Genomic DNA, 21,930 nt, shown 5'->3' with positions numbered 1-21,930 from the left:
CCGTGGGAGAGATGGCCCCAGCCTAGCGCGCTCCCGCATTGGCGCAAGGCTTCCATCCAGCCCTTGCCACGACTCATAAGTATGTGCTTATCTATCGGCATGAGTGAAACCGAATTGTTCAAAGTCCTGTCCGATCCAACCCGCCGCGCCATTCTCGAGCGGCTGAGCGGCACCGAGTTGACGGCCACTGCATTGCGCGAGGGCTTTGCCATCAGCCAGCCGGCCATGTCGCAACATCTTGCGGTGCTGCGCGGGGCAGGGCTGGTGCAGGAACGGCGCGAGGGGCGCTTTGCCCATTACCGCGTCGATCCCGACGGGTTCGCTCCGCTCCATGCCTGGCTGGCGCGCTACCGCGATTTCTGGCCGAGCCGCATCGACAATCTCAAGGACTTGCTGAGGGAGATGGATCAATGACCGACGCCGACGACATGCTGGTGTTTGAGACCACGCTCGATGCGCCGCCCGAAAAGGTCTGGCGGGCTTTGACCATTCCCGAATATCTCGAGCGCTGGCTGCAGCCTCCGGCCGATACGGCGCTCGATGTCATCGCCTCCGAGGAAAACCGACGCGTCAGCTATCGCTGGCGCGAGCCGGCGCCTGTGGATGGTCCGGCTATAGAGGATAGTGTCGTCACCTTCGAATTGACGCCGCAGGAGGACGGCCGCACCGGCTTCCGCCTGACCCATGCGCCTATGGCTGTGCCAGCGGCGGCAAACAGCAACGACAGCGTCGCGCTCATGCTGCGCGCGGCCTGATACGCGCCCTCCGGGCGCTTCCCTTCATTGCCATCAAACTCAGGAGGTCGCCGATGCGCGACATGATGCAACTCGTCCCTATGGTGGTCGAGCAATCGAGCCGGGGCGAACGCGCCTTCGACATTTATTCGCGGCTGCTGCGCGAGCGGATCATTTTCGTCAACGGACCGGTCGAGGACAATATGGCCTCGCTGGTCAGCGCCCAGCTCTTGTTTCTTGAATCCGAAAACCCCGCCAAGCCCATCTATCTCTACATCAATTCGCCCGGCGGCGTGGTGACGGCGCGCCTGGCCATGTATGACACGATGCAGTTTATCAAGGCGCCGGTGGGCACGCTGTGCATGGGCATGGCCGCGTCCGCCGCCACACTATTGCTGGCCGCCGGGGCGCCGGGCATGCGCGCGGTTTTGCCCAATGTCTCGATCATGCTGCATCAGCCCTCGGGCGGCTATCAGGGGCAGGTGACCGATATCCTCATCCATGCCGAGGAGAGCCTGCGCCTCAAGCGCCTCACCAACCAGATCTATGCCAAACACTGTGGCCGCACTTACGAGGAAGTCGAGGCCGCGCTGGAGCGCGACCGCTATATGGCGCCCCAGGAGGCACTGGCCTGGGGCCTGGTCGACCACATTTTTTCCGACCGCAGCCAACTGCTGCAGTTGGAGACGCGCACCGATTAGTGCGCGTCCATCACCGGGCCGTCGGACTTGGCATATTGCTCGCCGACGCCGAAGAGCTTGCCCTTTTCGGCGACGAGGATGCAGACCAGCGCCATCACGCCCATCAGGAAGTAATTGGTCGCCACCGGAATGGTGGTGTTGTTGAACATCTGTCCGGCGAGGCTCCCCAGCACGGCCCCGCCTACCGTCTGTACGAAGCCGAATACCGAGGCCGCCGTGCCGGCAACCGCACCCAGGGGCTCCATGGACAGCGAATTCATGTTCGAAGAGGCCCAGCCGAAGGCGAACATGATGATGGCGAGGAGGCTGAAGAACAGCCAGAGCGGCAGATGGCCGATCAGGGCCAGCACCAGCCAGATGCCGGAGAAGATCGTGAATACCAGCATGGCGCCGTGCGACAGCCGCCGCATGCCGAAGCGACGCACAACCTTGGAATTGGTGAAGGAGGAAACCGCCATCAACCCGGCCATGGCGGCAAAGGCAACCGGGAAGTAGACGCCCAGCCCATAGATATCGACATAGATCTGCTGGGACGAGGTGATGAAGCCGAACAGCGCGCCGAAGAGGAACATGCCGGCCAGCCCGTAGGAGATCGCCACCCGATTGGTGAAGACGATGCGGAAGCTGTCGAGGACGCTGCGCAAGGCAAGCGGGCGGCGCTGGCTTTCCGGCAGGGTCTCGGGCAGGCGCAGATAGGTCCAGACCCAGAAGGCAGCGGCCAACAGGCCCATGAAGATGAAGATCGCCTGCCACGGCCCGGTCAGCAGCAGCACCTGTCCGATTCCCGGCGCGATGATCGGGATGGCCATGAACACCATGAAGGTCAGCGACATGATCTCGGCCATTTCGCGGCCCGAATAGCGGTCGCGCACCACGGCCGTGGCGATGACGCGCACGCTGGCGGCGCCCATGCCCTGGATGAAGCGCAGCACCAGCAGGATCGCGAAATTCGGGGCGAAAGCGGCGATGATCACGGCCACGACATAGATGCCGACACCCACCAGCAGCGGTCCGCGCCGCCCGAAGCGGTCGGTCAGCGGCCCGAAGGCGAGCACGGCGATACCCATGCCCAGCATGTAGGATGAAACGACGAATTGCCGCTCGTTTTCACTGGAGATGCCGAGCGCTTCGCCCATATAGGGCAGGGCTGGCAGCATGACGTCGATGGCCAGCGCGTTGAGCGCCATAAGGGCAGCAATAAGGGCAATGAATTCGATGCGGGGAAGAACCCGCGTGGCATGATCGGACATTTAAGAAACTCTATTGGGCCGCGCGGAAAGGGGCCGAAACATTGCGCGGGACCATGAACCCCGCGCCCTCATTTGGCAACTCACTATGCCGATAAAGTCGAGCGCGGCTTTACGCCCGCTTGAGCGTGAAATTGGTATCGGTTTGCTCGTTGATCGGAATGTGGATGGCCGCCGAGGCCAGGCCGAGCACGATGCCCAGATACCACACCAGGTCATAGGCGCCGGTGGCGTCATAGACATAGCCGCCAAGCCACACGCCGACGAACGACCCCAGCTGGTGGCTGAGAAAGGCGATGCCATAGAGCATGCCCATATAGCGCGGCCCGAAGAACAGCGTCACCAGCCCGGCGGTCAGCGGCACGGTGGAGAGCCAGAGCAGGCCCATCATCGCCGCGAAGGCATAGGCGGTCACTTCGCTGACCGGGAACAGCAGGAAGGCGGCAATGGCGATGGCGCGCAGGAAATAGATCGAGGCCAGCAGCAATTGCTTGGGCAGACGGCTGCCCAGCCAGCCCGACAGCAGCGAGCCGACAATGTTGAACAGCCCGATCACCGCAATGGTCCAGCTGCCCACTTCCGGCGACAGGCCGCACTGCACCAGATAGGCCGGCATATGCACATTGATGAAGGCCAGGTGGAAGCCGCAGACGAAAAAGCCGATGACCAGCAGCCGGTAGGAGCCATGCCCCCAGGCCCGCGACAGCGCCTCCATGAAGGGCAGGTCGGCCTGGCCGGGCACCGACTCGGTGCGCCCGCGCAAGGCGCTCGCCAGCGGCACAATCAGCAGCAGCAGCACCGCGATATAGACCAGCGCCATCTGCCAGCCGAAGGCGGAGATGAAGCCCTGGCCGACCGGAGCGAAAATGAACTGTCCGGCCGACGATGCCGCCGTGGCGATGCCGAAGACGAAGCTGCGCTTCTCCGCCGGCACCACGCGGCCGAACGCGGCCATGACGACGCCGAACGACGCGATGGCGATGCCGACGCCGGTCACGATGCCTGCGGTCATGGTCATGGTCAGCGCGTCGGTCGAAAACGCCATGCCCAAAACGCCCAGCGCATAAACCAGCCCGCCCACTGCCAGCACCCTGCCGGTGCCGTAGCGGTCGGCAAAGCCGCCGGCGAACGGCTGGGCAATGCCCCAGACCAGGTTCTGGATGGCCATGGCCATGCCCCATTGTTCCCGCGTCAGCCCGAGATCGGCCGTGACCGGCAGGGTAAACAGCCCGAAGGCGCCGCGCGTGCCGAAGCCGATGGCCGCGATGATGCAGCCGGCGACGATGACCAGGGGCAAGGGAACGGCCGGGCGGACGGTGGACATGTTGGACTCTCCAGCGGATGCGCCAACATAGGCCCGGCCCTTTCATCACGCCAAACGATAATTGGAATGACTTTCATCAGCGTTGGTGATGACACCGCCCGCGTGACAAGCCCCATGGCGCTGCTATGCTATTGCCATGACTGCTCTTGTCGCCCTTGAATCGGCCCGATTTGGCCGCCTGTCCGCCCTTGCTGCACCCATGGCGGGTCTGCATGGCAGCATCGCCGCCGTTCTGGCCGGCGCGGCGGAGGGCCGGGTCTGGGTCAATGACGGGGCCGAGCCGCGACTGGCCGTCATCGACGGGCCTGAAGGCACCTATCTCGTCGGCACCACCCACGATCCGACGCTCGCCCGGTCGATAGCGGAGCTGCTGGCCGATTGGGTCTATCTGCATGTCGATCCGGTGGCCTTGGGCGCCATCCATCGCATCCTGCCCAATCGCCACATGCTGCCGCATCCGCGCCTTGCCTTCCGCCTGCGTCCGGCGCGCTATGGCTTTCGCTTGCCGCCGCCGCTGGTGCTGGCGGTCGATGCCGATGGTCTGGGGCATCGGCTTTATGAGGGCACCAGTGAAATCGCCCGCTGCCTGCCTGATCTGATCGTCGGCAAGCGCTGCGAAATCGGGGTCTGGGTGCATCCGGCCTGGCGGCGCCGCGGGCTGGCCGTCCAATTGGTGGCCGCGGTGCTGAGCGCGCTCGATGCTGCCGGGTTCACCGAGGTGGGCTGGCATTGCCACGCTTCCAATCGAGCCTCTGCCGCAATCGCGCGCAAATTCGCCGTTGGCGCGCCCGCCGCCACGCTGGCATACAGCGCCTCGCTGCCGGCGGAAAATGTCGGTGATCTCGATCCGCAGACCTGTCGCACGCTGGCGGTGCATTTCGAAGCCGGCGAAGCCGAAATCGACTGGTTGGCCTTCCATGCCGCCTGCTCCTGGTCCCTGGCCGGCGCTGAGGATCAGGCCCTTGCCGCCGTCAACCGGCTGGTCGACCGGCACTGGAACGGCGAGGCGGACTGGATATCAGGCCATTGGGCCATGGCCGCATTGGTCGGCCACCCCCGCTTGTCTGAGGCCCTCGACACTCTCAAAAAACAAAAGACCCAGCCAGGCTAGGGCAGGGTCTATCTCACCAAACCGGATGCAACTCCTCCCCCTCCTTCAGGGGGAGGCCGGGAGGGGGTGTGCAGCACGCTCACACCCAAGTGCGATAGGCGCCGCTCACAAGGGCAGTGTTTACTTTTGGCGCATTCGGATGCGCGGAGGCCTTGGCTCCATCGCCCCCTCCCCCTTGAGGGGAGGGTCGGGGAGGGGGTCGTTTGGCGATCCACTGATGGACCCCCACCCTCAATCCCTCCCCTCAAGGGGGAGGGAGGCGAAAGGGTCCAGAGTCCACCTCACTTTGAAATGATCTAGTGGGTGGGACGCAGCGGGACACCATCCCACCCCAAACGCGATGTAACTCCTCCCCCTTCTTCAGGGGGAGGCTGGGTGGGGGTATGCAGCACGCTCAATCCAAGCGCTACAAACCCATCCTTGGCAGGACGGGTGACACCCCCCGCAATCAGGCGCTTTGCTTGAGGGCGACGCCGGCCTGTTCGAGATGGGTCTTGAGCTCGCCCGACTGGAACATTTCGCGGGTGATGTCGGCGCCGCCGATAAACTCGCCCTTGACGTAGAGCTGGGGAATGGTCGGCCAGTTGGTATAGGCCTTGATGCCGTCGCGCAGCTCTTCGCTTTCCAGCACATTGGCGCTGTCGAACTCAGCGCCGAGATAGTTCAGGATCTGCACGACCTGACCGGAAAAGCCGCACTGGGGAAAATCGGGCGTGCCCTTCATGAACAGGAACACGTCGTTGTTCTTCACCTTGTCGTCGATGAAGGCGTTGATATCGGACATTGGAGGAGCCTTTCGATAATTCCGGTTTCAAGGGCCGGCTGAAGCTGGCCCTTAAATAGGATAGGTTTGCGGCGCTGTCGAGGTGAGCAATCCCACTGCATGGCCTCATTGCGTGGCGCTGCAGCGGCTCTCCCCGGTCTTGGCGACCGCGCCGGTAGCAACTTCGAAAATACGCTCTTCGGCGATCACCGCGCCCAGGCCATTGGCTTGATATTCGGCAAATTCCGGGCAGGTCTTGTCCGTGCCCTCGGCCACGCGCTCCCAATAGACCACGCGATCTTCGTCCACCGCTAGGTCGTCGTCGGCGGCCACGTCGACCACCTTGCTGCGACTGTCGAGGTCATAGATCACCACGTCGCCATCCGGCCCGGTCGAGCGGGTCAGCGCCAGGTATTTGCCAGCCAGCCCCGCATACCACAGCGGGTCATCGGGATTGCCGATGCTGAAATCGCCTTCGGCCTCGACGAACTCGCATTTGATCTTCCCCTTGGCCGGCGCACGCACCAGGAAATCGGTGCCGACATCGTCGGTGCGTTCCTGGGCGATCACCAGGAACTGCTCGTTCTGGAAGCATTGGGCTTCCTGGGCCTGGGCGGAGACGGCAAAACCCAGAAGGGCGAGGGTCGAAATCAGCAGGGCTACTCTCATTGGTCTGTTCCTGAGCGTCGATATGGCGCGGTGACCACACGCATAGCGCGGGCGTGTGCCAATGCAAATGGTCAGCTGAGCCGCCCGGCGATGAAAGGATGGCCGGTCACGGCGTCATTGCCGGTAAACAGCACTGTCTCCCAGCCGGCCTTGTTGGCCACATCGAGCACTTTTTGCGTGTCATCGAAAAACAGAGGTGGCTCGCCCCCGGCGATCATGCGCTCTTCGGCCATGCCGAAGAATTTCTTGTCATACTTGGTCCGCCCGAAGCGGGCCGAATAGAACATGTCGGCGAAAAAGCGCTGCAGCCCGATGCTTTGCCACAAAAACTGGGATCTCGAATGGTCCTGGTTGGTGGCCAGGTAGAGCACCACATCGTCCCGGCGCTGCAACCGGGCGATGACCTCGAGCAGCGCAGTATTGGGATTGCAGTCAAAGCTCAGCCACAGATCGAGAATCGCCATGGTCGGACCCTTGTAACCAAAGGCTTTCAGGCGCTTGTCCAAAGCCTCGACCATCGGCACCTCGCCGATCAGCACCCGCTTGAGAAAAATGTCGAAGATGAATTCGCGCTGGAAGCGATCGGCATTGATGCCACGCTCCTGCAAGGCCGCGTCCCAGGCGTCCCGCTGGTCCGGCGTCGCATGATAGCCATGCACCAGCACGCCATCGACATCGAAAACCAGCGCCCGTTTCATTGATCCAAGCCCCACATTGGTGTTCTCATAACCCGCCTTATGCCGACGCCCTCATTGGGTTCTCCCGCAAAGCGTGGGATGATGTGCAGATGGGTGTGAAAGACATGCTGTCCGCCCGCCGCGCCCACATTCCATCCCAATGTGTAGCCATCGGGGCGGTGATGCGAGAAATACGCCTTTGCCGTGGCCAATGCGGTGCCGAAATCGGCCCACTCTTCCGGCAGCAGGCCGAACGGGTCGTCACTATGACGTTTGGGAATAACCATGCCGGCCAGAGGGACCATCGGGTCGATGCTCCCGAGCATATAGAAGTGCCCAGTCTCGAAAATGGGTTCGTCCAAAAGCAGTTTGTTTTTGAGGCAAAAGCGGCACCCCGGTCGCGCCGCCATTACTTGCGTCCCGGCGCCACGATCCCAAGTCCGGCAAGCACTTCGCCTGGGATTTTGAGATCTTGAATCACTTCGGTGTGGCGGCGGAAGCCAATCAGTTCGCGCTGCACGAAATAGCACCAGACTGCGTCGCGCGCCTCGGCCAGCCATTGCTCGCGCTCCGTGCCGGAGGCGAGGCCGGCCACGGCCTTGATGACGCGCGTTTCGGCCGCGCCCAGCGAATTGGCGCGCTCGGCGAGGATCTCATGTTCAATGGCTGCGGTGCCGGCCTCGGGCCGGACCATCCGGATCAGGTCGAGAGAATCGCGCAGCCCGGCCATTAGTCCGGCGCGTTGGTCTGCAGCGCCAGGGCATGCAGGGCGCCGCCCATGTCACCCTGCAGCGCCGCGTAAACCAGCTGGTGCTGCTGCACGCGGCTCTTGCCGCGGAACTGCTCGGAAATCACGGTAGCGGCATAGTGGTCGCCGTCGCCGGCAAGGTCGCGGATTTCGATCTGGGCGTCAGGCAGGGCGGCCTTGATGCGGCGCTCGATCTCGGTGGCGTCCATGGGCATGTCCGGTCTCCATTGCTTGATTCACCGGTGGGGCCCGGCACCTGCTCCTGATATGGCATGCAGGTGGGGCAGGTTCAACATCGTCGGCCTATTGGGCGGGCTCGACGGCCGGTTCTTCCACAGTGGCACCGACGCAGCAATCAGCGTCAGAGCGGGTGGCGAAGTTGGCGATGATGAAATCGACGATCGGCCGGGCCTGCTCCGTCACTTCGGTGGCGAACAAGCAATCGAGCGAATAGCCACGGCCATTCGACACGGTTTCGGTATGCACCAGCGTCAGCGGCACACCCATGGTGGATTCGGGGCTGGTGCCGTCATAGAAAAGCGCCGTGGCGTCCTGATAGGCGGTGGTGCCCTTGGTGCCCAAGGTGAAACCGGGCATGGTGCCCGCCCAGGCGGTCACGACGCTGGCGTCGTCGAGTTCGGCCAGCGCCTGCTCGGCGGTCCAGTCGGTATCCTCGACAGGTATGACCTGCAGATTGCACTGCAGCGGCGCATTGGGGTGGTTGATCACCAGCGGTTCACCGGCGCCGCCACTGGCCAGCATGGTGTCGGGATAGATCAGCGTGTAGGGCTGGTCGGGCAGGATGGAGCGGGTGAGGTTGACGCTCTGGGCGAATGCCACGGCGGGGAGAAATCCCGTGCTCAGGCTTGCGGCAATCGCCAGGGTTCGAAACAGCATCATCATCCTCTCCAAACTCGCGACTGCCGCAGTAGCATGCAGCTAAGCATCCCAAACCGCGGCAATCATAAGGCAGCACCGGCAAGGGTGCATTTCACTTGTTCATAATCCGTTCATTATGCGGTCATGAACGAGGGGAACCAGGACTCGTGAGCCTGGGTCAGGGTGGCCACGGCGACCGGTTCGGCATTGCCCAGAATGAGGCTATTGCCACCGGTGGTGCCGATCCAGGGCGCGTGAATTTCAAGCGCCTTTGCCTCCTCCCATAGCGCGGCAATCGCATCGCCCTGGGGATCGAGGTTCAGGGTCACGAGATAGCGGCCCTGGTCTTCGCCGAAGAATTGGGTAACGGAATCAATGCCTTCGGCTTCCGTTACCCGCGCGCCGATGCCGCCGGCAATGGCCATTTCCGCCAACGCCACGCCCAGGCCACCATCGCTGAGATCGTGGCAGGCGGTCACGACGCCGGAGCGGATCAGCTTGCGCACGAAGTCGCCGGTCTTCTTTTCAGCCGCCAGATCGACATGCGGCGCATCGCCTTCGCGACGGTCGAACAGATCACGCAGATAGATCGACTGCCCCAGGTGCGTCCCCCGCTCAGCCGGCCCGCCGATGAGGAGGATAGGTTGATTTTCCTCAACGAAACCAATGCCTACGCTCTTGTTCCACTGGGGCAGCAGACCCACGCCACCGATGGTCGGCGTCGGCAGAATGCCTCGTCCATTGGTCTCGTTGTAGAGGCTGACATTGCCCGAAACGATCGGGAATTCCAGTACTCGGCACGCCTCGCCAATGCCCTGAACGGCCTTGACGAACTGCCCCATGATCTCCGGCCGCTCGGGATTGCCGAAGTTGAGATTGTCGGTCGCGGCCAGCGGTTCTGCACCGGTCGCGGTCAGGTTGCGCCAGGCTTCGGCGACGGCCTGCTTGCCGCCTTCGAACGGATTTGCCTCGCAATAACGGGGATTTACGTCCGACGTGAAGGCCAGGCCCTTGGTCTCTGCACCCTCGACGCGGATCACACCGGCATCGCCGCCGGGGCGCTGCATGGTATTGCCCTGGATGAGGGTGTCGTACTGCTCATAGACCCAGCGCCGCGACGAGCACTGATGCCCGCCGACCAGCTTGATCAGGGCTTCGGCCACATCCATCTTGGGCACATCGGCTGCCGCGAGAGCCGCAGGAATCCTGGGTTCTACCCATGGCCGATCATATTCGGGAGCCTCGTCGCCGAGCTCCTTGATCGGCAGATTGGCGACTTCCTCGCCCTGCCAGAGCACACGGAAACGCAGGTCGTCCGTGGTCTTGCCCACAGTGGCAAAGTCCAGTTCCCACTTCTCGAAGACCTTGCGGGCCTCGGGCTCCTTTTCCGGATGCAGCACCATGAGCATACGCTCCTGGCTTTCCGACAGCATCATCTCATAGGCTGTCATGCGCTCTTCGCGCACCGGCACCTTGTCGAGATCGAGCTCGATGCCGAGATCGCCCTTGGCGCCCATTTCGACGGCCGAGCAGGTAAGGCCCGCAGCCCCCATGTCCTGGATGGCGATCACTGCGCCGGTGGCCATGAGTTCGAGGCAGGCTTCCAGCAGACGCTTCTCGGTGAAAGGGTCGCCGACCTGCACGGTGGGGCGCTTTTCCTCGATATCGTCGCCGAATTCAGCCGAAGCCATGGTGGCGCCGCCGACGCCGTCGCGACCGGTCTTGGCGCCGAGGTAAACCACTGGAAGGTCCACGCCTTCTGCCTTGGAATAGAAAATCTTGTCTGTATCGGCGAGGCCGGCGGCGAAGGCATTGACCAGATTATTGCCATTGTAGCGGGCATCGAATTCGACTTCACCTGCGACGGTGGGCACGCCAAAGGCATTGCCATAGCCGCCGACGCCGGCAACCACGCCGGAGACCAGGTGGCGGGTCTTTTCATGCTCGGGCGCGCCGAAGCGCAGCGCGTTCATTGCCGCAACGGGACGGGCGCCCATGGTGAACACGTCGCGCAGAATGCCCCCCACACCGGTCGCCGCGCCCTGATAGGGCTCGATGAAGCTCGGATGGTTGTGCGATTCCATCTTGAAGACCACCGCCTGGCCATCGCCGATATCGACGACGCCGGCATTTTCGCCCGGGCCCTGAATGACGCGCGGACCGCTGGTGGGCAGGGTGCGCAGCCACTTCTTCGAGCTCTTGTAGGAGCAGTGTTCGTTCCACATGGCCGAGAAGATGCCGAGCTCGGTATAGGTCGGCTCGCGGCCGATCAGGTCGAGAATCTTCTGGTACTCATCCGGCTTGAGGCCATGGTTGGCGACCAGTTCGGGTGTGATGGCGATGTCGTTGCGAAGGGTCATGGAGAAACTGTCCGGGAGGTTCGGGCAAGAAGCATGTCGGCCGCGATGACGGCGAGCGCCAGCGCTGCCAGAAACGCGGTCATGTAGAGGGCGTTGATGCCGACCTGGGCATAACCCAGCTTGGCGGCATTGAGGATGGGGTATGGGTATTCCTGAACCCAGGCGCCGCGCGCCATGGCGTAGAAGAAGTATACCAGCGTCGGAACGATCATCACCGGTAGTTTCGCCCAGCGCAGCAGGCCGTGGCGCTGGGTGATGGCCCACCACAGCACATAGACGACCGGCGCGACGTAGTGCAGCAGGCTGTCGGCCAGAACAAAAAGACCCTCCAGCGACTGCAGGAAACGCAGCACGAAGAAGACGTAGAGCCCGACCAGCGCAATATTGGCCGCCACGATGCCACGCACGAGCGGCGTGCGGAAAGGCGCCAGCCATCCCCAAGCCGTCAGGGCCGACAGATAGACCAGCACGACGGCGATATTGTTGAGGATAGTGTAGTAGGAAAAGAAATGCCCGAGTGCGCCGGGCAGGTCACGGCCAGAGGCAAGCAGCGCCTGCATCGAGATGGCGAATTGCAGGCCCAGGCCCGCTGCGCCGATCAGCAGACCCAGCCAGGTCAGCGCGCGGCGCAGGTCCATCACGCCACCTGCTTGAGCACGGTAGCAAACAGCGCCCGGCCATCGTCGCCGCCATGGGCGGCCTCGATCAGGTTTTCCGGGTGCGGCATCAGGCCCAGCACGTTCTTTTCGGCGTTGAATATGCCGGCAATGTCGTTGAGCGAGCCATTGGGGTTGGTGCCCTCGGCATAGCGGAACGCCACCTGGCCATTGCCTTCAATGCGCGCCAGCGTTTCGGCATCGGTGAAGTAATTGCCGTCATGGTGGGCAACTGGGCAGCGGATGATCTGACCCTTGGAATAGCCGCGGGTGAAGTCGGTATCGGCGTTGGAAACCTCGAGCTTGACTTCGCGACAGACGAACTTCAGCGAGGTATTGCGCATCAGGGCGCCGGGCAGCAGGCCCGCTTCGATCAGGATCTGGAAGCCATTGCAGACGCCCAGAACCTTGACGCCGCGCGCGGCGCGTTCGCGAACCTTGTCCATGATCGGCGAGCGGGCGGCGATGGCGCCACAGCGCAGATAGTCGCCATAGGAAAATCCGCCCGGGATGACGATCAGGTCTGCGTCAGGAATATCGGCATCCTGGTGCCAGACCACGGCGGGCTTGCTGCCCCCGATCTTGGTCAACGCCGCGATCATGTCGCGGTCGCGATTGAGTCCCGGAAACACGATGACGGCGGCCTTCATCGCTCGATCCTTTGTCACTGAGGGGTGTGCGAGGCCCTTGTGGTGAGTCTTGCTCGAAAAGGCAAGCCTTTCCGCCATGCGACATCATCTCTGGGATGGCCTGCTCCCACATGGAGAGAACTCGGCGCGGGGCGCGGGCACACCCGATCCGCCAGCCGTGTTGACGAATTGGTGAAATCTGTCGAATAAGACTGGGTCATACCACGATGGCCTCGTGGCGGAGAGTTACGCGGTGGATTGCAACTCCACTTACCCTTGGTTCAAGTCCAGGGCGAGGCCTCCATCCCCCGGCGAAATAGGTGTTGGGATGATTTTGGTTTTCAGGACGCTTTAGTGTTTTTTGGTGACAGTTTTGCTGTCTTTGTGCTCAGCTGCGGTCAGTCAATGGTTGGCTATGGTGCTCGAAGCGTCGTAACTTGAAGCTATTACTTTCAGATTGCGGCCTATTCGGCGGGAATTGCCTTTCTGCGGGGTGAGCCATTTGTCCCCGGCAGGTGGGCCCAGGACGGGCGCTCGAACAGGAACTTGCCCAGTCCGGTCACCTGCGTCAGCCACCACAGCACCAATGGCGCTGTAATGGCGACGATCATGGTCAGAAGGCTCACAATGTTGGGCTCGTGGACGCCGAGGGCGAGCAGTAGGGTGCGGGCGATGCCCATGGGCAGCACGAAGGCCACATAGATGACCAGCGACTTGCTGCCCAGCCAGCGCAGCCAGTCCATCCAGGCAATTTTCGACAACAGTGCCGCGCCGATCACAATGGCAGTCGCACCGGCAAATGCGAGGATCATGTGCAGGACGGGCAGGGCGCCCCATCCTATCTGGATGTGAACCGGGTCCATGCGGAAGCCGGGCGAAAACACTATGACCGCATTGATAGCGGCCCAGGCCGCCAGCACGCCGAGTGCCGCTCGTGTGTTGGCACTGCTCCAACTGGCCAGTGCGAAAAGGTGCGGTGCGAAAACGTAGCCACCATAGAAGTAGACGAAATATGCGGCGAACTGGTCGATCAGATAGCTGCCGGTATGGATGCTGGCGATCTGCAGACCGGCCGCGACCAACAAGACTGCCCAGTGCGGCACCTTGCCCTGGTGCAGCAGTTTGCTGACCAGCCCGAAAATGCCCAGCATGTAGATGAACCACAGCACGCCATAGGGTTCGACAATAGCGAAGGCGAGCGCGCCAAGCGCGCCACCTGGATCGCGGCCGATCAGGGCAATTTTGAAGACGATGTGGATGACGGCCCAGAGGGCGTAGAAATAGAAGTAGTGCACGATGCGGCGATCGGCATAAGCGCGCCAGGGCCGGTCGATCACCTGCGACAGGAACAGCCCCGACAGCATGAAGAATTCCGGCATGCGGAACGGCATTGCGAAGGCGATGGTCCAGTGCAGGAACCCGGTCTGCCCGGTATCCTCCCCCACGCTGGCGGCGCAATACATGATGACGACAAGGAAAATGGACAGGCCCTTGGCCATATCCGCCCAGTCCAGACGCTTGCGTGTGTCGCTCATGTAACGCTCCGAATTTCGCAGCAGCATCCTAGAGCGCTCGCGCCACCGCTTTGATAACGCCGGTGCCATTGCAGCGCCAAAATCCGAAAATGGTAAGTAGTCGGCTAAAAGACTGGGTCTAATTGTTGAGGGAGAGCGACATGGGCGGTTCCATCAGGCGCTCCGGAGTGATTTTAGAGGAATTTAACAGCTGTCCGCCTAGACATTGACAAGATCTGGGGGATGGGCCGTGACCACAAGACTGCGCTTTCCGGCTTCTTTCAGGGCAGAGTTAGCCCGTAGCGTTCGCAGCGACTGGCCTCTCTATGCCCTCAGCGCCGGCTTTTTCCTGTTTGGATTGATCCACGCCGTCGGGCGCGACTATTCAATCATCGGCATGATCGATCAGTATGCGGTGAAGTGGACCGTAAACTTCATGATCATCGGGCCGTTTTTCGCTTTCGTGGTCGGTGTCGTCCACATTGCCTGGCGCATGAAGGGGCGGAAGCGTTTGTCCTATCGCACCATGGTTGCGCCGCGCCGCCTGGCACGCCTTTTTGCCGGAACATTGTTTTTGCTGACCGGCGGGCTGGTATTCACCAGCGCCTTTTCGGCTATCAAGACCTCATTTCCCCAAGGCCAAGGCTTCGTCTACGACCACCTTCACGCCGATATCGACAAGGCCATGCATTTCGGCGTCGATCCCTTCCATCATCTCTATGCTTTCGGCCAGCATGAATGGCTGTTGCGCATTGTCGAGCTGAACTACGGTATCCTCTGGTTCATCATCTGCTATTTCTCGCTCTATGTGGTTATGACCTCGCCGCGGATGGAGAAGATCCGGCTGCGCTTTGCGCTGACCTGGCTGGGGAGCTGGGTTGTCGTTGGGACGGCAATGGCCAGCACCTGGCTTTCCGCGGGGCCGGTCTATTATGGGCGAGTAACGGGCGATACCGCGCGGTTTGCCGAGCAGGCCGCGTTTTTATCCAGCACATCGTCTGAATCGGCTTCGGCGCACATGTTCCAGGAATATCTCTGGACGCTTTATCAAAGCGGGACGATCGGGCTGGGCTCCGGCATTTCCGCATTTCCCTCGATGCATGTGGCGCTGGCCACGGTGGTCGCGCTCTATGCCTGGGAATGGTCACGCAAGCTTGGCTTTGTTGCCTGGGTCTATGTCGCCTTCATCGTCTGCAGTTCGGTTTATCTCGGCTGGCATTACGCCATCGATGGCTATGCCTCGATCGTCGTGGTTAGCGGCCTTTACTGGGCATTGCGGGTACTGATGCCCAATCTTGGGCGTCTGCGCTGGGGCTTGTCCGCTCGCGCTCTCCCCAAGGCTTTGACAGCACAAATAGAAAAACGGGCCTGAGCCCGTTTCCAAGATAATCCAGAACTGTCGGAAATCTTGCGAATCCCGGCCGCATGAGCGCGGGGTTCGGGAGGCGATCGGGCGTTGCTGAAATCAGCGTCGCCGGAATCGGCTCGTCACATCGGTACCGATGCATAGGCTGCGAAGAGCAGGCCGAGCGAGGCGACGAACATGACGGAGAGAGCGATGGTTTTGCGCATGATGGTAGGGTCCTGCGCCAGGGTACGCGGCGCGATGGAAAGGATTGCCACGAAGGCGTTAATTTGAAATTTCGATCGCGAAGTTTTCGATGACAGTGTTGGCGAGCAGCTTTTCACACATCGCTGTGATCTGTGAACGCGCTGCTTCCACATCGGTTCCCTCGATATCCAGGTCAAAAACCTTGCCCTGGCGGACCCCATGGACCCCGCCAAAACCCAGGCTGGCCAGCGAGCCTTCGATGGCCTGGCCCTGAGGATCGAGAACGCCGTTTTTCAGCGTGACGATGACGCGCGCTTTCATCAGCTCTCTCCGCTTTGCTTACTGGACGAGGCGCGGACCGGTGGTCAGCGCATTGTCGTTTTCAACAAGGATGCCAAGGCGCTGGGCGACTTCGCGGTAGCTTTCCACGAGGCCGCCGAGGTTCTCGCGGAAGCGATCCTTGTCGAGCTTGTTGCGGGTCTTGATGTCCCACAGGCGGCAATTGTCCGGGCTGATTTCGTCGGCCAGCACGATGCGCATCAGGTCGCCCTCATAGAGGCGGCCGCATTCGATCTTGAAATCGACGAGCTGGATGCCGACGCCCATGAATAGGCCGGTGAGGAAGTCGTTGATGCGGACCGCCAGGCTCATGATGTCGTCGAGCTCGGCGGGGTTGGCCCAGCCGAAGGCGGTGATATGCTCTTCGGAGACCATCGGGTCGCCGAGGGCATCGTCCTTGTAGCAGAACTCGATGATCGAGCGGGGCAGGCGGGTGCCGGGCTCGAGGCCGAGGCGCTTGGCCAGCGAGCCAGCCGCGTAATTGCGCACGATGATCTCGAGCGGGATGATCTCGACTTCCTTGATCAGCTGCTCGCGCATGTTGATGCGGCGCAGGAAGTGGGTCGGGATGCCCAGATCGTTCAACTTGGAGAAGATGAACTCGGAAATCCGATTGTTCAGCACGCCCTTGCCGTCGATGACCTCATGACGAGCGCCGTTGCCGGCTGTCGCATCGTCCTTGAAGTACTGAACCAAAGTGCCCGGCTCGGGACCCTCGAACAGGATCTTGGCCTTGCCCTCATAGATTTTACGTCGACGGTTCATGAACGAATCCGCTGTCATGGAGAGGAGGGGTGGATTTGGCCGCTTCATGCGCCAGAACGAGGCCAAAAAGCAAGGCCTTTCCGATGATGGCCTTAACGCGGGGGCATGGGGTCGCACCGACCGGCCCGAAGTTGATTTGAGGGCGAAGAGCGCTTATGTCCAAGGCGATAGCCGGTTAGGCGGCGCACAGAGCCATTTGGGAGAGACCATGAGCCAGTTTGAAGATCGGCAGAAGGGCCAGGAAGCCAAGTTTGCTTTCGACGCCGAAAAGAAGTTCAAGGCCGAGGCACGCCGGAACAAGCTTCTGGGTCTGTGGGTTGCCGAATTGCTGGGTCTGAGCGGCGATGCCGCCAATGCCTATGCCGCCGAAGTGGTTGCGGCCGATTTCGCCAAGCCGGGCGATGAGGACGTGTTCGAAAAGGTCTCGGGCGATCTCAAGGCCAAGGGCGTCAATATCGACGACGCCGCCATTCGCGCCAAGATGAGCCAGCTGGTGGCCGTTGCCAATGAGCAGGTCGCTTCAGAGGGCTGAGCGACCCGCCACGCAGTTCAGAAATGAGAAGGGAGTCGGCACTGCCGGCTCCCTTTTTGCTGGCCCGGTTACCCGAGCGTGATGGCGGTTACGTCATGGGCGGTGCCGTTCATCTTCCACTTCACGGTCACCTTGTCGCCGGCCTTCAGGTTGGCGGGTGCGTTGAAACCGGCCGGCAGCACATAGCTGCTACCATCGGCCAGCTGCAGCGAGCGCGCCTTCAGGTCGATCTGCTTGACCGTGCCCGAGATGGACTGCTCTGCCTGCGTCGAGACGGCGGCTGCGGTGGTGGATGCCGCGAATGCCGCTCCGGCAGGAGCCATTGCGACCAAAGCGAGGAAGGCGGGAACAAGAATTTTGCGCATGATACGTCTCCGTAAGTCCGCGCGGACCAGCTTAGCTGGCCCTCGATAGCCGGTTTTCAGGGGTCGTCGCGTCGCGAGATCATTCGTTCTCGCCGGCGGCTCCAAACCGACGAGGACTGGTCTAGGCCCGTCCAAACGCCTTTTCAAATTAAGAAGATTTAATTCCGATCGCGGCGAAAGTGCCGCAATTCCTGACACTTGCGGCGGATTTCAGGCATTTCCCGGTCGGTCTGGAACCACTCCAAACTGGGCGTGGCTCAAGACCCTTTGGGCACAAGCATGGCCATGCCGATGGAGGCTGGCATGACCGGCTCAAAGCCATATTTGGCGTAGAGATGCTTGGCGTCCCCATCGGCGATGAGGCTGACATAGGCGCCTGCCGGCGCGTGGGTCGTCAGGTGATCCATCAGCGCCGCCATGATGGCCTTGCCCAGGCCCTTGCCGTGATGAGCGGTCATCAGCGCAATATCGACAATTTGAAACGCTGTGCCGCCGTCACCGATAATCCGGCCCATGCCGATGGCGTGACCCTCGTGCTCGACCGTCACGCCAAACCAGCTATTTGGCAGGCCCTTTTCGGCCTGTTCGAGCGTTTTGGGGCTGAGTCCCGCCTCGACCCGCAGCCGCCGATAGTCGGCAATGTCGGGCGTGCGCGCGACGATGGTGTAACCCGCCGTCACAGCCGCTGCATCAGCCGGGTGAACATCAACAGCCCCTCGGGCCATGGGCCGTGGCCGGAATCGACATTGATGTGGCCTGCCTCACCGGCCTGATGGAAGTCGGAGCCCCAGCAACTGGCAAATTCCGCGGCCCGCTCCAAGGTCACATAGGGATCGTTGCTGGAGGCGACGAGCATGGATGGAAAGGGTAGGGGATCGCGCGGGATCGGGCGGAAAACATGGATAGCCTCGGGCGCCGCTGGGCTTTCTTCAACATCGGTCGGCGCGACGAGGAAGGCACCGCGCACATTGTCGGGCAGGCGCGGTGCGGCATGAACCAGCGCGGAAACCGATGTCGAATGCGCCACGAACACCACCGTCCGTTCGGTCAATTCGGCGGCCTTGACGATGGTGTCGACCCAGTCGTCGGCATTGGGCTCCCACCAGTCGGCCTGCTCGACGATGGCGGCAGTATTCATCTTTTCCGCCCAGCGCGTCTGCCAGTGGCCCGGCTTGATGCCTCCGAGCCCTGGCAGGATCAGAATGTCCGCTTCCGCAATCCTCATGCGCCAAAGACCCGGTTGAAGATCGTGTCGACATGCTTGAGGTGATAGGCGTCGTCGAACATGGCGTCGATTTGCGCGTCGCTCAGAGTCACTTGCGGATCGTCCTTGAGGTTCTGCGCAAACAGACCGGTGCGGTCGCCGCGGTGCTCCCAGACCTTCATGGCATTGCGCTGTACGGCGGCATAGCTGTCCTCGCGGCTGTAGCCGGCCTGGGTCAGCGCCAGGAGCATGCGCTGGGAATTGTGCAACCCGCCCAGCAGGTCAAGATTTTTGCGCATGTTTTCAGGATAGACCACCAGCTTGTCGATGACGCTGGTGAGGCGGGCCAGGGCGAAGTCGAGGGTGATGGTGGCGTCCGGGCCGATCATGCGCTCGACCGAGGAATGCGAGATGTCGCGCTCGTGCCATAGCGCCACGTTTTCCAGCGCCGGGGTGACCATGCCGCGCACGAGGCGGGCGAGGCCGGTGAGGTTCTCGGTCAGCACCGGATTGCGCTTGTGCGGCATGGCCGATGAGCCCTTCTGACCGGGGGAGAAATACTCTTCGGCTTCCAGGACTTCGGTGCGCTGCAGGTGACGGATTTCGACGGCGACGCGCTCGATGGACGAGGCGATGACGCCCAGGGTCGCGAAGAACATGGCGTGGCGGTCGCGCGGGATGACCTGGGTAGAGACCGGCTCGATTGAGAGGCCGAGCTTTTCGGCGACATATTCTTCCACCTGCGGATCGATATTGGCAAAGGTGCCAATGGCGCCGGAAATGGCCGCCGTTGCGATCTCGTCGCGGGCGGCGACGAGGCGGGCGCGGTTCCGGCTGAATTCGGCATAGGCCTCGGCGAGCTTGACCCCAAAGGTGGTCGGCTCGGCATGGATGCCGTGGCTGCGGCCGATGGTGATGGTGTTCTTGTGCTCAAAAGCGCGTTTCTTGAGCGCTGCCAGCAGGGCGTCGATATCGGCCAGCAGGATATCGGCCGCGTTCTTGAGCTGCACCGAAAGCGTGGTGTCGAGAATGTCGGAAGAGGTCATGCCCTGGTGCACGAAGCGGGCATCGGGACCGACGATTTCGGAGAGGTGCGTCAGGAAGGCGATGACATCATGCTTGGTGGTGCGCTCGATTTCATCAATGCGTTCGACGTCGAAGCCGTAATTGCCCAGCTCGGCCTTGCGGGCATTCATGACCTCCCAGATCTTGTCGGCGCTTTCCTTGGGCACGACACCCAGTTCTGCGAGCTTGGAGGTGGCGTGCGCCTCGATCTCGAACCAGATGGCAAAGCGGCTCTCCGCCGACCAGTTGGCAACCATTTCAGGACGGGAATAGCGCGGAATCATGGGTTTAGCCTTGGTAAGTCAGAGTTTGATTCAGTTGCGAGGCAATGTGTTTTCCACGATCACCCCCACCCGGCCTCCCCCTGAAGGAGGGGGAGGAGTAGGGCGGTGTTTGTCTCAGGATCGAGTCCACAACTCGATCGGTCCCTCCCCCTAACAGGGTGAGGTTGGGTGGGGGCCTTGCTAAACCACCATCCCCGTTGCCGCGTCGCGGATCGCCTTGATCCGGCTGGCATAGGTCGATGGGTCGTTGCCCGCATAAATGGCCGAACCGGCGACCAGGACATTGGCACCAGCGGCCACGATTTCTCGAGCGTTGTCGGCAGTCACACCGCCGTCGACTTCGAGATCGATGTCGCGATTGCCGATCAGCGCCTTGGCCTGGCGGATCTTGTTGAGACTTTCGGGGATGAAACTCTGCCCGCCAAAGCCTGGATTAACCGACATCACCAGAACCAGGTCACAGTCGTCGATAACATGCTGGATGGCCGAGACGGGCGTTGCCGGGTTCAGCGCCACACCGGCCTTCTTGCCCAGGCCCCGAATGGCCTGCAGCGAGCGGTGCAGATGCGGTCCGGCCTCGGCATGGACTGTGATGATATCGGCGCCAGCCTTGGCGAAATCGGCGAGGTATGGATCAGCCGGGGCGATCATCAGATGCACGTCGAATACGGCATCGGTCAGCGGGCGCACCGATTTCATCACCGGCGCGCCGAAGCTGATATTGGGTACAAAGTGGCCGTCCATAACGTCGACATGCACATAGTCGGCCCCGGAGGAGATGATCGCCGTCACTTCCTCTCCAAGCCGCGCGAAATCAGCGGAGAGAATGGACGGCGCAATGCGCAGGGGGCGGGTGGTCATGGAGCGCCTCGGTCTCTGTGCGGTTGCCGGTGCTGTAGCGCGCGGCGGCCCAACCGGCAAGGCTTGCCACCGCTTGCCGCACTAAACCTTGGTCGAAAATCCGCTATTGCGGTCCAGCGCCGCCATCAGCTGCTCCTGGAGCAAGGAACGCGCTTGCCGCCAGTCGCCACTGCGCACCGGCATGCGGGCGACAAGGTTGATCTTGCTGTCGTCCATGCTGTCCACCAGCACTTCACCGGCAACACCGGCTTCCGAGTAGGGGCTCTTGAGCGCCTCGGTCAGTTCGGAGCGCACTTTGGTCAAATCGGCCATGCGCGGCACCGAGAAGGCAATCTCGACCATGCGGCTGGCCTCGCGGGTGTAGTTGACGATGCGAGCATTGGAAAGCTTGGAATTGGGCGCGAACATGAAGACGCCATCCGCAGTGCGCATGCGGGTCGCAAACAGCTCAACCTCCACCACCCAGCCCTCAATGCCGTCGGCATTGATATAGTCGCCGACCTTGAAGGGCTTGAGGAAGAGCAGCATGATTCCGGCCGCGATATTGGAGAGGGTACCCTGCAGTGCCAGCGCGACGGCCAGACCCGCCGCACCCAGTACCGCCAGAATCGACGCCGTCTGCACGCCGAACTGGCCGAGCACGATGACGATGGTGACACACAGAATGCCGTAGCGCGTGATCTCGCCGACCAGCGGTGCGATGGTGGCGTCGTTCTTGAGCCGGGCACGGATCAGATTGGTCATTTGGCGAGAAATGAGGTCGGCCATGATCCAGCCGACCGCCAAAACCACGACGGCGATGACCACATTCCAGGCATTGGCCAGCACCCAGGCGGTGGAAACACCAAAAATATCCGAATTGTCCACGTCTTGCTTCCTTGATTGGTATTCGAAGGTCCAAAGGCACAAGCGCGCCGATGGTTGCGCCTCGACTTGCCACGATGGCGTCTG

Annotated in this window: 28 protein-coding genes and 1 tRNA gene; 7 read left to right on the top strand and 22 right to left on the bottom strand. The window is 62.0% G+C overall.

Translation table 11 applies throughout. The annotated features are described in order from the left end of the window. The first annotated feature begins 99 nt into the window (after positions 1 to 99). The 3 genes from BGO80_RS02470 to BGO80_RS02460 are packed head-to-tail and all read left to right on the top strand — an operon-like array spanning position 100 to position 1,435. Positions 100 to 414 (top strand): ArsR/SmtB family transcription factor, encoded by a 315-nt coding sequence (locus tag BGO80_RS02470; protein ID WP_286719600.1) that lies wholly within the window; start codon positions 100 to 102, stop codon positions 412 to 414. After that, the gene (locus BGO80_RS02465) at positions 411 to 755 is read left to right on the top strand and encodes an SRPBCC family protein (RefSeq protein WP_286718831.1); all 345 of its coding nucleotides are present in this window, start codon (positions 411 to 413) and stop codon (positions 753 to 755) included. The genes BGO80_RS02470 and BGO80_RS02465 overlap by 4 nt, the downstream gene beginning before the upstream one ends. Positions 756 to 808: 53 nt before the next feature. Continuing rightward, positions 809 to 1,435 (top strand): ATP-dependent Clp protease proteolytic subunit, encoded by a 627-nt coding sequence (locus tag BGO80_RS02460; protein WP_286718829.1) that lies wholly within the window; start codon positions 809 to 811, stop codon positions 1,433 to 1,435. Here BGO80_RS02460 and BGO80_RS02455 read toward each other — a convergent pair. Then, positions 1,432 to 2,685, bottom strand: a complete 1,254-nt coding sequence (locus tag BGO80_RS02455) for a multidrug effflux MFS transporter (RefSeq protein WP_286718828.1) — start codon at positions 2,683 to 2,685, stop codon at positions 1,432 to 1,434. The genes BGO80_RS02460 and BGO80_RS02455 overlap by 4 nt on opposite strands. Positions 2,686 to 2,794: 109 nt before the next feature. Beyond that, the gene (locus BGO80_RS02450) at positions 2,795 to 4,006 is read right to left on the bottom strand and encodes an MFS transporter (protein ID WP_126152122.1); all 1,212 of its coding nucleotides are present in this window, start codon (positions 4,004 to 4,006) and stop codon (positions 2,795 to 2,797) included. A gap of 136 nt (positions 4,007 to 4,142) precedes the next feature. Between BGO80_RS02450 and BGO80_RS02445 the strand changes: the two genes are divergently transcribed. Beyond that, a complete protein-coding gene (locus tag BGO80_RS02445) occupies positions 4,143 to 5,117 on the top strand; it encodes a GNAT family N-acetyltransferase (protein WP_286718825.1) in 975 nt (324 codons plus the stop codon). Between the two features lie 448 nt (positions 5,118 to 5,565). On the opposite strand, the gene grxD is transcribed toward BGO80_RS02445, so the two are convergent. The 10 genes from grxD to purQ all read right to left on the bottom strand — a co-directional run bounded on the left by grxD (position 5,566) and on the right by purQ (position 12,519). Continuing rightward, complete coding sequence (gene grxD / locus BGO80_RS02440; RefSeq protein WP_286718823.1) at positions 5,566 to 5,901, bottom strand: Grx4 family monothiol glutaredoxin; 336 nt, start codon at positions 5,899 to 5,901, stop codon at positions 5,566 to 5,568. Positions 5,902 to 6,006: 105 nt separating this feature from the next. Further along, on the bottom strand, positions 6,007 to 6,549 hold the full coding sequence (locus tag BGO80_RS02435; RefSeq protein WP_286718821.1) for a hypothetical protein: 543 nt from the start codon (positions 6,547 to 6,549) through the stop codon (positions 6,007 to 6,009). A gap of 71 nt (positions 6,550 to 6,620) precedes the next feature. Beyond that, complete coding sequence (locus tag BGO80_RS02430) at positions 6,621 to 7,247, bottom strand: HAD family hydrolase (RefSeq protein ID WP_286718819.1); 627 nt, start codon at positions 7,245 to 7,247, stop codon at positions 6,621 to 6,623. Then, positions 7,244 to 7,636 (bottom strand): HIT family protein, encoded by a 393-nt coding sequence (locus tag BGO80_RS02425; RefSeq protein ID WP_286718816.1) that lies wholly within the window; start codon positions 7,634 to 7,636, stop codon positions 7,244 to 7,246. Before BGO80_RS02425 ends, BGO80_RS02430 begins: the two co-directional genes overlap by 4 nt. Then, complete coding sequence (locus tag BGO80_RS02420) at positions 7,636 to 7,956, bottom strand: DUF6665 family protein (RefSeq protein WP_223214156.1); 321 nt, start codon at positions 7,954 to 7,956, stop codon at positions 7,636 to 7,638. The genes BGO80_RS02425 and BGO80_RS02420 overlap by 1 nt, the downstream gene beginning before the upstream one ends. Then, a complete protein-coding gene (locus BGO80_RS02415; protein WP_126150263.1) occupies positions 7,956 to 8,189 on the bottom strand; it encodes a BolA family protein in 234 nt (77 codons plus the stop codon). The genes BGO80_RS02420 and BGO80_RS02415 overlap by 1 nt, the downstream gene beginning before the upstream one ends. A gap of 88 nt (positions 8,190 to 8,277) precedes the next feature. Beyond that, positions 8,278 to 8,874: a hypothetical protein gene (locus BGO80_RS02410; RefSeq protein ID WP_286718813.1), complete on the bottom strand. Its 597-nt coding sequence runs from the start codon at positions 8,872 to 8,874 to the stop codon at positions 8,278 to 8,280. A 113-nt stretch (positions 8,875 to 8,987) separates the two neighbouring features. Further along, on the bottom strand, positions 8,988 to 11,213 hold the full coding sequence (gene purL / locus BGO80_RS02405; protein WP_286718811.1) for a phosphoribosylformylglycinamidine synthase subunit PurL: 2,226 nt from the start codon (positions 11,211 to 11,213) through the stop codon (positions 8,988 to 8,990). Then, the gene (locus BGO80_RS02400) at positions 11,210 to 11,851 is read right to left on the bottom strand and encodes a Pr6Pr family membrane protein (RefSeq protein ID WP_126150260.1); all 642 of its coding nucleotides are present in this window, start codon (positions 11,849 to 11,851) and stop codon (positions 11,210 to 11,212) included. Before BGO80_RS02400 ends, purL begins: the two co-directional genes overlap by 4 nt. Then, positions 11,851 to 12,519: a phosphoribosylformylglycinamidine synthase subunit PurQ gene (gene purQ, locus BGO80_RS02395; protein WP_286718808.1), complete on the bottom strand. Its 669-nt coding sequence runs from the start codon at positions 12,517 to 12,519 to the stop codon at positions 11,851 to 11,853. The genes BGO80_RS02400 and purQ overlap by 1 nt, the downstream gene beginning before the upstream one ends. Before the next feature lie 208 nt (positions 12,520 to 12,727). Here purQ and BGO80_RS02390 point away from each other — a divergent pair. Further along, positions 12,728 to 12,802, top strand: a tRNA-Cys gene (locus tag BGO80_RS02390). A gap of 160 nt (positions 12,803 to 12,962) precedes the next feature. Here the strand turns inward: BGO80_RS02390 and BGO80_RS02385 are convergent. Beyond that, positions 12,963 to 14,033 (bottom strand): acyltransferase family protein, encoded by a 1,071-nt coding sequence (locus tag BGO80_RS02385; RefSeq protein ID WP_286718806.1) that lies wholly within the window; start codon positions 14,031 to 14,033, stop codon positions 12,963 to 12,965. Between the two features lie 229 nt (positions 14,034 to 14,262). Here BGO80_RS02385 and BGO80_RS02380 point away from each other — a divergent pair, with 229 nt between their 5' ends. Continuing rightward, positions 14,263 to 15,384 carry a phosphatase PAP2 family protein gene (locus BGO80_RS02380; RefSeq protein ID WP_286718804.1) on the top strand — a complete coding sequence of 374 codons (1,122 nt, stop codon included), beginning with the start codon at positions 14,263 to 14,265 and terminating at the stop codon, positions 15,382 to 15,384. A gap of 116 nt (positions 15,385 to 15,500) precedes the next feature. On the opposite strand, the gene BGO80_RS02375 is transcribed toward BGO80_RS02380, so the two are convergent. From BGO80_RS02375 to purC, 3 genes are read right to left on the bottom strand one after another with little or no spacing between them, the layout of a single operon-like run. Next, a complete protein-coding gene (locus tag BGO80_RS02375) occupies positions 15,501 to 15,635 on the bottom strand; it encodes a hypothetical protein (protein WP_268907398.1) in 135 nt (44 codons plus the stop codon). 7 nt (positions 15,636 to 15,642) lie between these two features. Continuing rightward, complete coding sequence (gene purS, locus BGO80_RS02370) at positions 15,643 to 15,888, bottom strand: phosphoribosylformylglycinamidine synthase subunit PurS (protein WP_126150256.1); 246 nt, start codon at positions 15,886 to 15,888, stop codon at positions 15,643 to 15,645. 15 nt (positions 15,889 to 15,903) lie between these two features. After that, a complete protein-coding gene (purC, locus tag BGO80_RS02365; RefSeq protein WP_126150255.1) occupies positions 15,904 to 16,668 on the bottom strand; it encodes a phosphoribosylaminoimidazolesuccinocarboxamide synthase in 765 nt (254 codons plus the stop codon). Between the two features lie 208 nt (positions 16,669 to 16,876). Here purC and BGO80_RS02360 point away from each other — a divergent pair, with 208 nt between their 5' ends. Further along, positions 16,877 to 17,200, top strand: a complete 324-nt coding sequence (locus BGO80_RS02360) for a DUF1476 domain-containing protein (RefSeq protein WP_126150254.1) — start codon at positions 16,877 to 16,879, stop codon at positions 17,198 to 17,200. Positions 17,201 to 17,268: 68 nt separating this feature from the next. Here the strand turns inward: BGO80_RS02360 and BGO80_RS02355 are convergent, their stop codons facing one another. The 6 genes from BGO80_RS02355 to BGO80_RS02330 form a co-directional block, all read right to left on the bottom strand. Next, positions 17,269 to 17,565 (bottom strand): DUF1344 domain-containing protein, encoded by a 297-nt coding sequence (locus tag BGO80_RS02355; RefSeq protein WP_126150253.1) that lies wholly within the window; start codon positions 17,563 to 17,565, stop codon positions 17,269 to 17,271. Positions 17,566 to 17,822: 257 nt separating this feature from the next. Further along, positions 17,823 to 18,245 (bottom strand): GNAT family N-acetyltransferase, encoded by a 423-nt coding sequence (locus tag BGO80_RS02350; protein ID WP_286718797.1) that lies wholly within the window; start codon positions 18,243 to 18,245, stop codon positions 17,823 to 17,825. Next, the gene (locus tag BGO80_RS02345; RefSeq protein WP_286718795.1) at positions 18,242 to 18,790 is read right to left on the bottom strand and encodes an RBBP9/YdeN family alpha/beta hydrolase; all 549 of its coding nucleotides are present in this window, start codon (positions 18,788 to 18,790) and stop codon (positions 18,242 to 18,244) included. Before BGO80_RS02345 ends, BGO80_RS02350 begins: the two co-directional genes overlap by 4 nt. Beyond that, on the bottom strand, positions 18,787 to 20,118 hold the full coding sequence (purB, locus tag BGO80_RS02340) for an adenylosuccinate lyase (protein WP_286718793.1): 1,332 nt from the start codon (positions 20,116 to 20,118) through the stop codon (positions 18,787 to 18,789). Before purB ends, BGO80_RS02345 begins: the two co-directional genes overlap by 4 nt. A 180-nt stretch (positions 20,119 to 20,298) precedes the next feature. Then, positions 20,299 to 20,979, bottom strand: coding sequence for a ribulose-phosphate 3-epimerase (gene rpe / locus BGO80_RS02335; RefSeq protein ID WP_286718791.1), 681 nt, complete (start codon positions 20,977 to 20,979; stop codon positions 20,299 to 20,301). Between the two features lie 81 nt (positions 20,980 to 21,060). Then, on the bottom strand, positions 21,061 to 21,846 hold the full coding sequence (locus BGO80_RS02330) for a mechanosensitive ion channel family protein (RefSeq protein WP_286718789.1): 786 nt from the start codon (positions 21,844 to 21,846) through the stop codon (positions 21,061 to 21,063). Positions 21,847 to 21,930: the final 84 nt, after the last annotated feature.

This window comes from Devosia sp. 63-57 (assembly GCF_001899045.1).
In the GTDB taxonomy this organism is placed as follows: Bacteria; Pseudomonadota; Alphaproteobacteria; order Rhizobiales; family Devosiaceae; genus Devosia; species Devosia equisanguinis.
The sequence above is the reverse complement of the archived record's forward strand: the minus strand, read 5'-3'. Positions and strand labels throughout refer to the sequence as shown.

Coding starts and splice junctions, on each gene's coding strand:
- BGO80_RS02470 (WP_286719600.1), top strand. CDS start 100: ATGAGTGAAACCGAATTGTTCAAAGTCCTGTCCGATCCAACCCGCCGC.
- BGO80_RS02465 (WP_286718831.1), top strand. CDS start 411: ATGACCGACGCCGACGACATGCTGGTGTTTGAGACCACGCTCGATGCG.
- BGO80_RS02460 (WP_286718829.1), top strand. CDS start 809: ATGCGCGACATGATGCAACTCGTCCCTATGGTGGTCGAGCAATCGAGC.
- BGO80_RS02455 (WP_286718828.1), bottom strand. CDS start 2,685: ATGTCCGATCATGCCACGCGGGTTCTTCCCCGCATCGAATTCATTGCC.
- BGO80_RS02450 (WP_126152122.1), bottom strand. CDS start 4,006: ATGTCCACCGTCCGCCCGGCCGTTCCCTTGCCCCTGGTCATCGTCGCC.
- BGO80_RS02445 (WP_286718825.1), top strand. CDS start 4,143: ATGACTGCTCTTGTCGCCCTTGAATCGGCCCGATTTGGCCGCCTGTCC.
- grxD (WP_286718823.1), bottom strand. CDS start 5,901: ATGTCCGATATCAACGCCTTCATCGACGACAAGGTGAAGAACAACGAC.
- BGO80_RS02435 (WP_286718821.1), bottom strand. CDS start 6,549: ATGAGAGTAGCCCTGCTGATTTCGACCCTCGCCCTTCTGGGTTTTGCC.
- BGO80_RS02430 (WP_286718819.1), bottom strand. CDS start 7,247: ATGAAACGGGCGCTGGTTTTCGATGTCGATGGCGTGCTGGTGCATGGC.
- BGO80_RS02425 (WP_286718816.1), bottom strand. CDS start 7,636: ATGGCGGCGCGACCGGGGTGCCGCTTTTGCCTCAAAAACAAACTGCTT.
- BGO80_RS02420 (WP_223214156.1), bottom strand. CDS start 7,956: ATGGCCGGGCTGCGCGATTCTCTCGACCTGATCCGGATGGTCCGGCCC.
- BGO80_RS02415 (WP_126150263.1), bottom strand. CDS start 8,189: ATGCCCATGGACGCCACCGAGATCGAGCGCCGCATCAAGGCCGCCCTG.
- BGO80_RS02410 (WP_286718813.1), bottom strand. CDS start 8,874: ATGATGCTGTTTCGAACCCTGGCGATTGCCGCAAGCCTGAGCACGGGA.
- purL (WP_286718811.1), bottom strand. CDS start 11,213: ATGACCCTTCGCAACGACATCGCCATCACACCCGAACTGGTCGCCAAC.
- BGO80_RS02400 (WP_126150260.1), bottom strand. CDS start 11,851: ATGGACCTGCGCCGCGCGCTGACCTGGCTGGGTCTGCTGATCGGCGCA.
- purQ (WP_286718808.1), bottom strand. CDS start 12,519: ATGAAGGCCGCCGTCATCGTGTTTCCGGGACTCAATCGCGACCGCGAC.
- BGO80_RS02385 (WP_286718806.1), bottom strand. CDS start 14,033: ATGAGCGACACACGCAAGCGTCTGGACTGGGCGGATATGGCCAAGGGC.
- purC (WP_126150255.1), bottom strand. CDS start 16,668: ATGAACCGTCGACGTAAAATCTATGAGGGCAAGGCCAAGATCCTGTTC.
- BGO80_RS02360 (WP_126150254.1), top strand. CDS start 16,877: ATGAGCCAGTTTGAAGATCGGCAGAAGGGCCAGGAAGCCAAGTTTGCT.
- BGO80_RS02355 (WP_126150253.1), bottom strand. CDS start 17,565: ATGCGCAAAATTCTTGTTCCCGCCTTCCTCGCTTTGGTCGCAATGGCT.
- BGO80_RS02345 (WP_286718795.1), bottom strand. CDS start 18,790: ATGAGGATTGCGGAAGCGGACATTCTGATCCTGCCAGGGCTCGGAGGC.
- purB (WP_286718793.1), bottom strand. CDS start 20,118: ATGATTCCGCGCTATTCCCGTCCTGAAATGGTTGCCAACTGGTCGGCG.
- rpe (WP_286718791.1), bottom strand. CDS start 20,979: ATGACCACCCGCCCCCTGCGCATTGCGCCGTCCATTCTCTCCGCTGAT.